Annotated in this window: 9 protein-coding genes; 1 reads left to right on the forward strand and 8 read right to left on the reverse strand. The window is 74.6% G+C overall.

Annotation, left to right across the window (positions count from 1 at the left end; all coding sequences use genetic code 11):
- From ACFQ87_RS36335 to ACFQ87_RS36360, 6 genes are all read right to left on the reverse strand, one after another.
- Positions 1–867 (reverse strand): Rnase Y domain-containing protein (locus tag ACFQ87_RS36335; RefSeq protein ID WP_380615202.1); only part of this gene is annotated, 867 nt, incomplete at its 3' end.
- A 131-nt stretch (positions 868–998) separates the two neighbouring features.
- The gene (gene recX / locus ACFQ87_RS36340; RefSeq protein WP_380615203.1) at positions 999–2,060 is read right to left on the reverse strand and encodes a recombination regulator RecX; all 1,062 of its coding nucleotides are present in this window, start codon (positions 2,058–2,060) and stop codon (positions 999–1,001) included.
- Positions 2,061–2,064: 4 nt separating this feature from the next.
- The gene (recA, locus tag ACFQ87_RS36345; RefSeq protein ID WP_380615204.1) at positions 2,065–3,177 is read right to left on the reverse strand and encodes a recombinase RecA; all 1,113 of its coding nucleotides are present in this window, start codon (positions 3,175–3,177) and stop codon (positions 2,065–2,067) included.
- Between the two features lie 196 nt (positions 3,178–3,373).
- Positions 3,374–4,585 carry an AI-2E family transporter gene (locus ACFQ87_RS36350; protein WP_380615205.1) on the reverse strand — a complete coding sequence of 404 codons (1,212 nt, stop codon included), beginning with the start codon at positions 4,583–4,585 and terminating at the stop codon, positions 3,374–3,376.
- A 36-nt stretch (positions 4,586–4,621) separates the two neighbouring features.
- Positions 4,622–4,816: a DUF3046 domain-containing protein gene (locus ACFQ87_RS36355; protein WP_380615206.1), complete on the reverse strand. Its 195-nt coding sequence runs from the start codon at positions 4,814–4,816 to the stop codon at positions 4,622–4,624.
- Positions 4,817–4,899: 83 nt separating this feature from the next.
- Positions 4,900–6,507, reverse strand: coding sequence for a S8 family serine peptidase (locus ACFQ87_RS36360; RefSeq protein ID WP_380615207.1), 1,608 nt, complete (start codon positions 6,505–6,507; stop codon positions 4,900–4,902).
- A gap of 210 nt (positions 6,508–6,717) precedes the next feature.
- Here ACFQ87_RS36360 and ACFQ87_RS36365 point away from each other — a divergent pair, with 210 nt between their 5' ends.
- The gene (locus tag ACFQ87_RS36365; RefSeq protein WP_380615208.1) at positions 6,718–11,442 is read left to right on the forward strand and encodes an ATP-dependent helicase; all 4,725 of its coding nucleotides are present in this window, start codon (positions 6,718–6,720) and stop codon (positions 11,440–11,442) included.
- Between the two features lie 77 nt (positions 11,443–11,519).
- Here ACFQ87_RS36365 and ACFQ87_RS36370 read toward each other — a convergent pair whose 3' ends face one another.
- Positions 11,520–11,813 carry a hypothetical protein gene (locus tag ACFQ87_RS36370; RefSeq protein WP_380615209.1) on the reverse strand — a complete coding sequence of 98 codons (294 nt, stop codon included), beginning with the start codon at positions 11,811–11,813 and terminating at the stop codon, positions 11,520–11,522.
- A 57-nt stretch (positions 11,814–11,870) separates the two neighbouring features.
- Positions 11,871–12,239: a helix-turn-helix domain-containing protein gene (locus ACFQ87_RS36375; RefSeq protein WP_030290911.1), complete on the reverse strand. Its 369-nt coding sequence runs from the start codon at positions 12,237–12,239 to the stop codon at positions 11,871–11,873.
- Between the last annotated feature and the right edge of the window lie 214 nt (positions 12,240–12,453).

A 12,453-nucleotide genomic window follows, 5' to 3' on the forward strand; every position in this document is an offset into this window, starting at 1 on the left:
AGCGGCTCCGGGCTTGACGCCCGGCCCGCCGAGCCGGGAACCTCCCGCCCCGGGGCGGACCCAAACCACACAAGCAGCGCACTTCATACGGTCTAACCCGCCACCGCCGTGGCCCGGCTCTCCCGGACCACCGTCACCCGAATCTGGCCCGGGTAGGTCAGCTCCGCCGAGTCGGCGGACCGGGTCGAAGCAGGAGAGCTGCACCGAGGCGGGGGTGTCGTCGACGATCAGGTTGACCCCGGTGACCGCCTCGAAGGAGCGGATGTTGCGGCCCTCACGGCCGATGATCCTGCCCTTCATCTCCTCGCCGGGCAGCCGGAAGACGGTGACGGCGGTCTCCGCGGTCTGCTCCGAGGCCAGCCGCTGGATCGCCCCGGCCAGGATGTCCCTGGCCCGGCGCTCGCCCTCCTCCTTGGCCTCACGCTCGGTCTCCCGGACCGTGACGGCGGCCTCTCGGCGGGCCGACTCCTCGGCCTCGCGCAGGAGTTGGGCGTGCGCCTGCTCGGCGGAGAGCCCGGCGGCACGCTCCAGCGCGGCCGTCCGGCGGGCCACCAGCGCCTCGGCCTCGCCCCGGGAGCGCTCCAACTCCACCGAGCGCTCGGCCAGTTCGTCCTCCCGTCGGCGCAGTCGACGCAGCTCCTCGGCCACGCCGTCCTCACGCCGGGCGAGTTCGGCCCGCTGCCGGCCGGTCTGCTCCTCGGCCCACCGGCGGACCCGCTCGGCCTCGGCGAGGGCCTGCCGGCGGTCCGCCCGCAACCGTCTGACCACCAGCACGGCCAGCCCCGCGAGCACCAGCAGGACGGCGGCGGCCGACCCGACGATCGGCAGCACGGAGTCGCCCGTGCCGGTGCCCGCCGAGATCCCCATGCCGCGCCCCACTCCCCGTCCCTGCGCGGGCGCGTCCGGAAGCGCCCCCGCACTGAGTGCGAGGCCAGGTGCGGGTCACGAAAGGGTCAAGACTTGATCTGGTCCAGACTAAGAAGTGTACGGAACTGCCACTACTCCCACCCGGTTTCCGACAGTCCGTCGGCCGCCTCCTCCTCCAGCGCACCCCGCACCACCCGGAAGGCCAGCCCCTCGGAGTAACCGCGCCGGGCCAGCATGCCCACCAGCCGCCGGGTCCGGACCTGCGGGTCGAGCCCCCGGGTGGACCGCAGCTTGCGCTCGACCAGTGCCCGGGCCGCGTCCTCCTCGTCGTCGTGGTCGAGCTGGGCGACGGCCTGCTCGACCAGCTCGGCGGCCACGCCCTTGGTGCGCAGCTCCTGGGCCAGCGCCCGCCGGGACAGGCCCCGGACTGCGTGCCGGGACTCCACCCAGGCCGCGGCGAAGGCCGCGTCGTCGATCAGCCCGACCTCTTCGAGTCGGGTGAGCACCTCGTCGGCGACGTCCTCCGGGATCTCCCGCTTGCGCAGGGCGTCGGCGAGCTGCTTGCGGGTCTTGGCGGCGCCGGTCAGCAGCCGCAGACAGATGTCCCGGGCGCGGGTCTCCGGATCGACCTGCTCCTCGGCCCGCTTACGGGAGGTACGGGCGGCGCCGTCCTCCTCATCCGGCAGGCCCTCGGCGGACCGCCCACCGCGCCGACCGCCGCGCGGTCCCGCGCCGGAGCGGGCCGTCGGGGCGGCCGCACCCCCGTGACCGGCCGCCTCCACCTCGCCCCAGCCGCTCTCCGAGGGCACGGCACCGCCCCCGGCGGCTTCGAACTCCTCGGCCGCCAGCGCCGAGCGACGCCGACGGCGGCCGGTGCGCAGATCGGAGGCCGAGACCAGCCCGAGCGCCTCGACCGAGGCCTCCGCCGGCTCCGCGCCGGACGCCGCGCCGCGCACCGCCCGGACCGGAGCCCGGTCGAACTCCGGCTCCGGGCCGGATGCCCACTGCGTGGTGGACGCGCGCTCCCGCCGCCCCTTGCGGGACTGCGACCGCGGCCGGGCCGCCGACGGCCGCGGTTCCGGCTCTCCTTCAGGCTCCGGCCCCTCCGCGACCGCGGCGAACCAGTCCGGCGGGCCGTAGTCGTCATCCCCGGGGCCCGCCGGGCCGCCGCCCACCGTGTCGTACTGCGTCAACGGCTCAGGCCTTGGCAGCCGCCGTCTTCTTCGCCGCGGCCGTCTTGGCGGCGGTCGCGGTGATCGGCTTGGCGGCGCCGTCGGCAGCGGCCTCCGCCTCGCCCTCGGCGGGCTCCTCGGCCTTCGGGCCGATGCCCAGCTTGCCCTTGATCTTCCGCTCGATCTCGTCGGCGAGCTGCGGGTTGTCCCGCAGGAAGTTACGGGCGTTCTCCTTGCCCTGGCCGAGCTGGTCGCCCTCGTAGGTGTACCAGGCGCCGGACTTGCGGATGAAGCCGTGCTCGACGCCCATGTCGATCAGGCCGCCCTCGCGGCTGATGCCGATGCCGTAGAGGATGTCGAACTCCGCCTGCTTGAACGGCGCGGCGACCTTGTTCTTGACGACCTTGACCCGGGTGCGGTTGCCGACCGCCTCGGTGCCGTCCTTCAGGGTCTCGATCCGGCGGATGTCCAGGCGGACGGAGGCGTAGAACTTCAGCGCCCGGCCACCGGTCGTGGTCTCCGGCGAACCGAACATCACGCCGATCTTCTCGCGCAGCTGGTTGATGAAGATGGCGGTGGTGTTCGACTGGTTCAGCGCACCGGCGATCTTGCGCAGCGCCTGGCTCATCAGCCGGGCCTGCAGACCGACGTGCGAGTCACCCATCTCACCCTCGATCTCGGCGCGCGGGACGAGCGCCGCGACCGAGTCGATGATCACCAGGTCGATCGCGCCAGAGCGGATCAGCATGTCGGTGATCTCCAGGGCCTGCTCACCGGTGTCCGGCTGGCTGACCAGCAGGGCGTCGGTGTCCACGCCGAGCTTCTTGGCGTACTCCGGGTCGAGCGCGTGCTCCGCGTCGACGAAGGCGACCGTGCCGCCGGCCCGCTGGGCGTTGGCGGCCAGGTGCAGGGTCAGGGTGGTCTTACCGGACGACTCGGGGCCGTAGATCTCGATCACTCGGCCGCGCGGAATGCCGCCGACCCCGAGGGCGACGTCCAGGGCGGTGGATCCGGTGGAGATCACCTCGACCGGCTCATTGGCCTTCTCGCCGAGGCGCATCACCGAGCCCTTGCCGAACTGCCGCTCGATCTGGGCGAGAGCGGTCTCCAGGGCCTTCTCGCGGTCCGTACCTGCCATGGCTTTTTCCCTCGGGTTCTGTGCTGTGCGCTTCATCGTCACCGACGCTAGCGCGTCCCACTGACAAACGAGCCCCACCCGGCTCAGCCTGTGGAAAACTCCTGGCCGGAGAGTACAAAGAACATCTGTTCGATTCAAGCCTCGCACGTCCGGCCCCCGACGCGGGGCGGACCCTCGGACCGCGCCCCGCCACCGGTCACCCGCCGTCGCCCCCGACCATCCGCCGCAGCCGCCGCGCCGCCTCCCGCCGCAGCTCCCGACGGGCCCGCCGCTGCTCACCGCGGTCGATCCGCGGATCGGTGGCCACCTCGTACCGCCGCACGTACGTCCCGACGAAGCCCTGCAGGGTGGCCGCCGCCGGGATCGCGATCAGCGCGCCCACCGCGCCCAGCAGGGCGGCGCCCGCGATCACCGCGCCGAAGGCCACCGCCGGATGCACGTCCACCGTCCTCGCGGTGATCCTCGGGTGCAGCACGTAGTTCTCGATCTGCTGGTAGACCACCGTGAACACCAGTACCCACAGCGCGTCCACCGGCTCCACGGTGAGCGCCACCAGCACCGGCAGCGCCCCCGCCAGGTACGTCCCGATGGTCGGCACGAACTGCGACATGACGCCCACCCAGATCGCCAGCGCCGCCGAGTACGGCAGGTCGATCAGCTCGAACATCACCCAGTGCCCGGCCGCCGACACCACCGCGAGCACGGCTCGCGAGTACAGGTAGCCGCCGGTCTTGGCGAGCGCGATCTCCCAGGCCCGCAGCACCTCGCCCTGCTTCGACGGCGGCAGCAGGGAACACACCGTCCGGCGCACCCGTGGGCCCTCGGCGGTGAAGTAGAAGGTGAACAGCCCGACCGTGAAGGTCTGGAAGAGACCTCCGATGAGGGTGGAGGAGACGCCCCAGACGTTGTCGGCGGCCTGCTGGGCGTAGCCCTCGATGGTGCCGGAGTCCTTGAGCAGCCGCTTCTGCAGCTCACCCAGCGAGAGGTCCTGATGGAAGGTCCGGTTGATCCAGCCGATCAGATTGTCGACCAGGTGCGGCATGTCCTCCGCGATCTTCGCCACCTGATCCACCAACAACGTGCCGAGCGCCGCCAGGAACCCGACCACCGCGATCCCGACCGCGACGAACACCAGGAAGGTGCCCACCCCACGACGCACCCCGCGCGCCGCCATCCGGTCCACCGCCGGCTCCAGCGCCAGCGAGAGGAAGAAGGCCACCAGCAGCATCACGAACAGGTCGATCAGCTGCCGGAACGCCCAGTCGGCGAGCTGGAACAGCCCGACCAGCACCAGGAACAGCACCATCGCCCGGGGCAACCAGCGCGGCATCCCACCCCACGGGGCCCGCTCCTCGTCGGCGGCCCGCACCGACCCTTCCTCGTTCTTCCGCTCTCCGCTGATCGTCACCCCGACAGTCTGTCCCACCGTCCCGGAGGGAAAGGCTCAGCGCAGCAGGGTGGAGACCCCCTGGGTCGCACAGACCACCCGCCAGACGTCCTTGGCCTCCCAGCCGGCATCCAGCGCCTGGCGCACCGTCCGCCCGCCCAGCTCGCTCATCACGTGGTCGGACGCGAAGGACTCCGCGTACGCCTCCCCGAAGTGCGCGTACATCCGTCGCCAGAACTCCGTCAGCCTCATGCCCCCAGTATCCCGGACCCCGCACCGACCCCCCGGCCCTGCCACTCCTCCGCCGTCACCCCGTCCACCCCCGACCCGCTCACTCAACGGGGCAACGCCAACAACCCCGCCCCGAAGTACTGCCGGTCCCCACAAGCCCGCGGCCCCACCGGACACCCCGCCGCAGCCGTGGTCGCCAACAGGGCAGCCAACCCGCCGGACCCGAGATCCGGATGCAACGCCGCCGCGACCGCCACCGCCCCGGCGACATGGGCCGCCGCCATCGAGGTCCCCGCCAGCGCCGCGTACTGCCCGCCGGGCCAGTCGGAGACGATCGCCCCCTGCGCCCCGCCGTCCGGGTCCCCGCCCGGGGCCGCGAGCGAGACGTGCCCGCGCCCGTAGTTGGAGTACGAGGACGGACGCCCGTCCCGGTTGACGGCGGTGACGGTGACCACGCCCGGGAGTTCGCCGGGAAGGCGAATGCACTCGGCGCCCAGGTAGCGGGTGCGGGCCGGCTCGGAGCCCCGGTCGTTGGGGCTGCGTTCGTCGGTCCGGGCCGCGCCGAGGTCCTGCCCGTCGTTGCCGGCCGAGGCGACCACCACCGCGCCCTTGCGCTGGGCGTACGCGGAGGCCCGGCCGACCGCCGCGACCAGCGCCGCCTGGTCCGGATCCTCGGGGCAGTTGTACTTCCACGGGTCCGCGAAGTAGCTGTTGTTGATCGCCTTGGCCCCGTGGTCGGCCGCCCAGAGCATGCCGCAGACGATGTTCTCGGCGTAGTACTGCCCCAGCGGCCCGAGCAGCCGGACGGCGGCGATCCGCACCCCCGGCGCGACCCCGGCGACGCCCTTCCCGTCCCGGGCCGCGCCGATGATCCCGGCGACGTGGGTGCCGTGTCCGCTCTCCCCCACTCCTGAGTCGGGCCGCCAGGAGCCGGTCCGGGCGTCCGGCCGCCCGTCCGCGCAGGAGGCCGAGGCCTTCGGGTCGACGGCGGCCCACAGGTCCGGGTGGCTGTCGTCCACGCCCGAGTCCAGCACCGCGACCAGCACCTTGTGCAGCGCCTCGGCACTCGGCGTCCCCCCGCCGGCGTCCCCGGTCCGCCCCGGGGCAGACCCCAGCATGGCGAGGTTCCAGGCTCCGCCCTCCGACGGGTCGGGCACGGTGGGCGTCCCGCCGTCCTCCCCCTCGGAAGCCGCCCGCCCTCGGGCAATCACCCGCGCGCCGGTCGTCACCCGCCCGCCGGGGACCGTACGCCCGCCCGGAGCCGCGCGTCCGCCGGAGGCCGCACGCCCCTCCGAGCTCCCCCGCTCCGCCCCCGCCGCGAAGTCCCCGGCCCCGTCCACCGCCCTCGGCGGCCCCACCACCGGAGCGGTCCGGGTCGCCCCCACGGCGGCGATCCCCGGCCGGGCCCGGACCCTGTCCGCGAAGCCGCCGGTCGCGTACGCCAGCACCGCCCCGATCTGCGGGTACTCCTGCACCACCTGTCCGCCCGCCGCCCGGCTCTCCGCCCCTGCCTGGGCGGCGCCCTCGGCGTCCTCCCGCCCGGCCAGCACCAGGTAGCTCAGGTACGCCCGCCCGGGCCCGGAGACGTACGGCACGGCCCCGCCGACCACCAGGGCCGTGAGCAGCATCGCCAGCAGCATCCGGACGGGCCCGCGGACCCTGCGACGGCGGACCGCGCGGGCGGGACTGCCGGACTGGTGCGCCTGCGCCATCCCACGGTCTCCGCTCGTCGGTCCGGTGAGGTCACGGCATGCGGGCCACGGCGGTGCGGTCACCGCCACGGATTGATCACATGTCCGATTCATTACGATATGAGCGGTTCATCGTTCCCGCCTTCTCGACTACACCCGCGGCCACACCCGCCCCCCGGCGAGCCCCCGCCCGCAGGCCCGCTTGTCAGTCCCACCCGGCACCATGGGGGCATGGCGCCCCAGCACCCGACCCCGCCCGCCGACGACCCGCAGGCCGACGATCCCCTGGCCGGATTCGCCCCGGCCACCCGGGCCTGGTTCACCGGTGCCTTCTCCGCCCCCACCACCGCCCAGTCCGAGGCCTGGCGCGCCATCCGGCGGGAGACCGACGTCCTGGTGGTCGCCCCCACCGGCTCCGGCAAGACGCTCGCCGCCTTCCTCTCCGCGCTGGACCGCCTCAGCAGCACCCCGCCCCCCGCCGAGCCCAAGCGCCGCTGCCGGGTGCTCTACGTCTCGCCGCTCAAGGCCCTCGCGGTGGACGTCGAGCGGAACCTGCGCGCCCCGCTGACCGGCCTGCGCCAGGCCGCCGTCCGCCTCGGTCTGCCCGAGCCGGAGGTCCAGGTCGCGATCCGCTCCGGCGACACCCCTGCCGCCGACCGCCGCCGCTTCACGACCCACCCGCCGGACATCCTGATCACCACCCCCGAGTCGCTCTTCCTGCTGCTCACCTCCGCCTCCCGGGAGGCGCTGCGCGGCGTGGACACGGTGATCCTGGACGAGGTGCACGCGGTCGCCGGCACCAAGCGCGGCGCCCACCTCGCACTCAGCCTGGAGCGGCTGGACGAGCTGCTGGACCGCCCGGCCCGCCGGATCGGCCTGTCCGCCACGGTGCGCCCGGTCGAGGAGGTGGCCCGCTTCCTCAGCCCCCAGCGCGGCGCCGTCGTCGTCCAGCCCGCCGCCGCCAAGGAGTTCGACCTCTCGGTGGTCGTCCCCGTCCCCGACCTGGACGACCTGCCCGCCGCCCCGGCCACCGGCGGCGCCGCCGGCAGCGACCCGCAGCGTCAGGCCTCGATCTGGCCGCACGTCGAGGAGCGGATCGTCGACCTGGTCGAGGCGCACCGCTCGACCATCGTCTTCGCCAACTCCCGCCGCCTGGCCGAGCGCCTGTGCAACCGGCTGAACGAGATCGCCCACGAGCGCGCCACCGGCACCGCCGTCCCCGAGGCGCACGCCCCGGCCCAGTCGATGGGCGGCTCGGGCGCCGCCAAGGGCGCGCCCGCGGTCATCGCGCGGGCGCACCACGGCTCCGTCTCCAAGGAGCAGCGCTCGCTCGTCGAGGAGGAGTTGAAGGCCGGCCGGCTGCCCGCCGTGGTCGCCACCTCCAGTCTGGAGCTGGGCATCGACATGGGCGCCGTGGAGCTCGTCGTCCAGGTCGAGTCCCCGCCCTCGGTCGCCTCCGGCCTGCAGCGGGTCGGCCGAGCCGGACACCAGGTCGGCGCCGTCTCCACCGGCGTCTTCTTCCCCAAGTACCGGGGGGACCTGGTGCAGTCCGCCGTGGTGACCGAGCGGATGCGGGCCGGCCGGATCGAGGCGCTGCGCATCCCGCGCAACCCGCTGGACGTGCTGGCCCAGCAGCTGGTCGCGATGACGGCCCTGGACGCCTGGCCGGTGGACGACCTGCTCACCGTGGTCCGCCGCGCCGCGCCCTTCGCCACGCTCCCGCAGTCCGCCTTCGACGCCGTGCTCGACATGCTGGCCGGCCGCTACCCCTCGGACGCCTTCGCCGAATTGCGCCCCCGGGTGGTCTGGGACCGAGTGGCCGGCACGGTCACCGGCCGCCCCGGCGCCCAGCGCCTGGCCGTCACCTCCGGCGGCACCATCCCCGACCGCGGCCTGTTCGGCGTCTTCATCGCCGGGGCGACTGCATCCGATTCAAAGACGGGCAAAAAGGGCGGCGGCAGGGTCGGCGAGCTGGACGAGGAGATGGTCTACGAGTCCCGCGTCGGGGACGTGTTCACCCTCGGCACCACCTCCTGGCGGATCGAGGAGATCACCCACGACAAGGTGCTGGTCACCCCCGCCCCCGGCGTCCCGGGCCGGCTCCCGTTCTGGAAGGGCGACACCCTCGGCCGCCCGCTCGAACTCGGCCGCGCCCTGGGCGCGTTCACCCGCGAGCTGGGCACCCTCCGGCCGGAGGCCGCGACCGAGCGCCTCAAGCAGGCCGGCCTGGACGACTGGGCCGCCGCCAACCTGCTCGACTACCTCGCCCAACAGCGCACCGCCTGCGGCCACCTCCCGGACGACCGCACCATCGTGGTCGAGCGTTTCCGGGACGAGCTCGGTGACTGGCGGATCGTCATCCACTCCCCCTTCGGTGCCCAGGTGCACGCCCCCTGGGCCCTGGCCCTGGGCGCCCGGCTGCGCGAGAAGCACGGCCTGGACCCGCAGGTCATGCACGCCGACGACGGCATCGTGCTCCGCCTGCCCGACGCCGATCTCCTGGCCCCTGACTTCGATTTCAGCGGCCCGTCCGAACCCGCCGGTTCGACCCCGGACGAGGCCCCGGTCGGCGCCGACGCCGCCCTGTTCGACCCCGGCGAGATCGAACAGCTGGTCACCGACCAGGTCGGCGGCTCCGCCCTGTTCGCCTCCCGCTTCCGCGAGTGCGCCGGCCGCGCCCTGCTGCTCCCCCGCCGCAACCCCGGCCGCCGCACCCCGCTCTGGCAGCAGCGCCAGCGCGCCGCCCAACTGCTCGAAGTCGCCTCCGAGTACGGCTCGTTCCCGATCGTCCTGGAGGCCGTCCGGGAGTGCCTGCAGGACGTCTTCGACGTCCCCGGCCTGGTCGAGCTGATGGGCGACCTGGAGTCCCGCGCGGTCCGCCTGGTCGAGGTCACCACCCCCGAGCCCTCGCCCTTCGCCCGCTCGCTGCTGTTCGGCTACGTCGCCCAGTTCCTCTACGAGGGCGACTCCCCGCTCGCCGAACGCCGTGCCGCCGCCCTCTCGCTGGACTCCCGGCTGCTGTCCGAGCTCCTCGGCCAGGCCGAGCTGAGCGAACTGCTGGACCCCGAGGTCCTCGCCGAGCTGGAGGCCGAACTCCAACGCCTCACCCCCGAGCGCCGGATCAAGGACGCCGAGGGCGTCGCCGACGCCCTGCGCCTGCTCGGCCCGCTCACCGAGGCCGAGTTGACCGCCCGCGGCGCAGAACCGCTCTGGGCCCTGGAGCTGGAGGCCGCCCGCCGGGTGATCCAGGTCCGGATCGCCGGCGAGCAGCGCTGGGCCGCGATCGAGGACGCCGGACGGCTGCGCGACGCGCTCGGCACCCCGCTGCCGGTCGGCGTCCCCGAGGCGTTCACCGAGCCGGTCAAGGACCCGCTGGGCGACCTGCTGGCCCGCCACGCCCGTACCCACGGCCCGTTCACCGCGGCCGAGGCGGGCGCCCGCTACGGCCTGGGCACCGCCGTCGTCACCGGCACCCTGCACCGGCTCACCGCCGCCGGCCGCCTGGTCCAAGGGCAGTTCAGGCCCGCCGAGAGCCACACCGCCCCCGAGTGGTGCGACGCCGAGGTGCTGCGCCGGCTGCGTCGCCGCTCGCTGGCCGCCCTGCGCCAGGAGGTCGAGCCCGTCCCGCCGCGCGCCCTGGCCGCCTTCCTCCCGCAGTGGCAGCACCTGGCCGGCCACCGACTGCGCGGCCCGGACGGCCTGCTCCGGGTGGTCGAGCAGCTCCAGGGCACCGCCCTGCCCGCCTCCGCCCTGGAGAAGCTGATCCTCCCGGCCCGGCTCGCCGACTACTCCCCGGGGCTGCTGGACGAGCTGACGGCGGCCGGCGAGATCGGCTGGTGCGGCACCGGCGCACTACCCGGCAAGGACGGCTGGCTGAGCCTGCACCTGGCCGAGAACGCCCACCTGCTGCGCCCCGAGCCCGTCCCGCCCGCGCTCACCCCGCTGCACAGCGCGCTGATGCAGGCGCTGGCCGGCGGCTACGGCCTGTTCTTCCGCCAACTGGTCCAGCAGCTCCCGGAGGACACCGCCGAGCCGGAGATCGTCGAGGCGCTCTGGGACCTGGTCTGGGCCGGATACGTCACCAACGACACCCTGGCCCCGCTGCGCGCCCTGCTCGGCTCCGGCCGTACCGCGGGCGCCACCGCCCACCGCGCGCCCCGGGCCACCCCGCGCGGCCGCTACGGCGGTGCCGGCCGCGCCTTCGGCCGGGTCGGCGGCGCGCTGCGCAGCGGCCCGCCGACGGTGGCCGGGCGCTGGTCGCTGCTGCCCGCCTTCGCCGCCGACCCGACGGTCCGGGCCACCGCCCAGGCGCAGAACCTGCTGGACCGGCACGGTCTGCTCACCCGGGGCGCGGTGGCGGCCGAACGGGTGCCCGGCGGCTTCGCCGGCGTCTACCGGGTGCTCGCCGCGATGGAGGAGCGCGGCCGGGCCCGCCGGGGCTACTTCGTCGACGGCCTGGGCGGCGCCCAGTTCGCCATGGAAGGCGCGGCCGACCGGCTGCGCTCGGTCAACGGCCGGCTGGAGCGGGCCCGCAGCACCGAGTGGCCGGCCGCCCCGACGGCCGAGCCGCCGCAGCCGCTGGTGCTGGCCGCCGCCGATCCGGCGAACGCCTACGGCGCCGCCCTGCCCTGGCCCGAGCCGCCCACCGTCCCCGGCCGCGAGGAGTCCACCGCCCATCGACCGGGCCGCAAGGCGGGCGCCCTGGTGGTCCTGGTGGACGGCGAGCTGGCGCTGTACGTGGAGCGGGGCGGCAAGTCCATGCTGGCCTGGCCCGAGGACGAGGCGACCCGGGCGCTGGCCGCCGGGGCGCTGGCCGAGGCGGTCCGCACGGGCGCGCTCGGCAGCGTCACGGTGGAGCGGGCCAACGGCGAGCCCGCGCTCGGCTCCGACCTCGGCCGTGCCCTGGAGGAGGCCGGTTTCCACGCCACCCCGCGCGGCCTCCGGCTGCGGCCCTAGGCAGCCGCGTCCGGAGCGCGCACGGGAGCGCCGAAGGCCGCGGGGTCAACGACCCCGCGGCCTTCGGCCACATCTGATCATCCGACCGGTGGCGGCTGCGCCTCCACCCGGCCCACGGCCTCCTGGCGCCGTCGCCGGACCGGACCGGTCGCGTTCCGGTCGGCATGGACCGGGATGAGGCCGAGCCCCCAGCCGCCGGCCGCGAGCAGGCCCAGCACCGCGCCGTCGGCGAGCTGCCCCCTGACCGCCAGCAGCCACCAGGCGAGCCCGGCCGTCAGGGCCACCGGGACCCACCGGGCCGGCCAGGGCACCAACCGCCGCGCCCGCAGCCCTATTCGGGCCACCGCGCGCACCGTCGCGAGTCTCCGCACGACTGCCCTCCTCCGCTCGCCCCGGGCATCGGTGGAGCCCGGGTGTCGAGGCCGGAATCAGGCGGCGACCACGTCCATCGCGGCGGCCTTGGGCGACATGTTCGCCCGGTCGGCGCCGGGGGCGGGCAGCGGAACCGGTTCGAGTACCGGCCTCAGCAGATCACCTTCGGAGAGGGTGGCCATCGCCGCAAGTTCGGCGAGCGACAGTTCGTCGCTGACCTCGCGCATGACCTCGGACATCCGGACGTCGAGTGCGTCGCAGATGGCGGAGAGCAGCTCCGAGGAGGCCTCCTTCTGTCCCCGCTCGACCTCGGAGAGGTATCCGAGCGAAACCCTGGCGGCCGCCGACACCTCGCGGAGTGTGCGGCCCTGGCGCTGGCGCTGCCGACGCAGTACATCGCCCAGTAGGCGACGGAGCAGGATCATCGGTGCCTCCCTCCTCGGACTGCGGATCGAGATGTCACGACCCCACCGTACCGCCTTGCCCGCTTCGCGTGCGGGGACCCCGGTCGTGTTCACTCTGGGCTGCAAGGCCGTCCCCCTCCTCGTTCCGGTGTCACACCCGGGTTCGCGGGCCCCTCGTGGTACCCGACGCGACCCACCCGGCCACCATCACGCAACTCGTTCGCCATCTGGTATC

Origin of the sequence: Kitasatospora sp. NPDC056531 (genome assembly GCF_042794375.1) — a bacterium.
Classification (GTDB): Bacteria; Actinomycetota; Actinomycetes; order Streptomycetales; family Streptomycetaceae; genus Kitasatospora.

Coding starts and splice junctions, on each gene's coding strand:
- recA (WP_380615204.1), bottom strand. CDS start 3,177: ATGGCAGGTACGGACCGCGAGAAGGCCCTGGAGACCGCTCTCGCCCAG.
- ACFQ87_RS36355 (WP_380615206.1), bottom strand. CDS start 4,816: ATGAGGCTGACGGAGTTCTGGCGACGGATGTACGCGCACTTCGGGGAG.
- ACFQ87_RS36360 (WP_380615207.1), bottom strand. CDS start 6,507: ATGGCGCAGGCGCACCAGTCCGGCAGTCCCGCCCGCGCGGTCCGCCGT.
- ACFQ87_RS36365 (WP_380615208.1), top strand. CDS start 6,718: ATGGCGCCCCAGCACCCGACCCCGCCCGCCGACGACCCGCAGGCCGAC.
- ACFQ87_RS36375 (WP_030290911.1), bottom strand. CDS start 12,239: ATGATCCTGCTCCGTCGCCTACTGGGCGATGTACTGCGTCGGCAGCGC.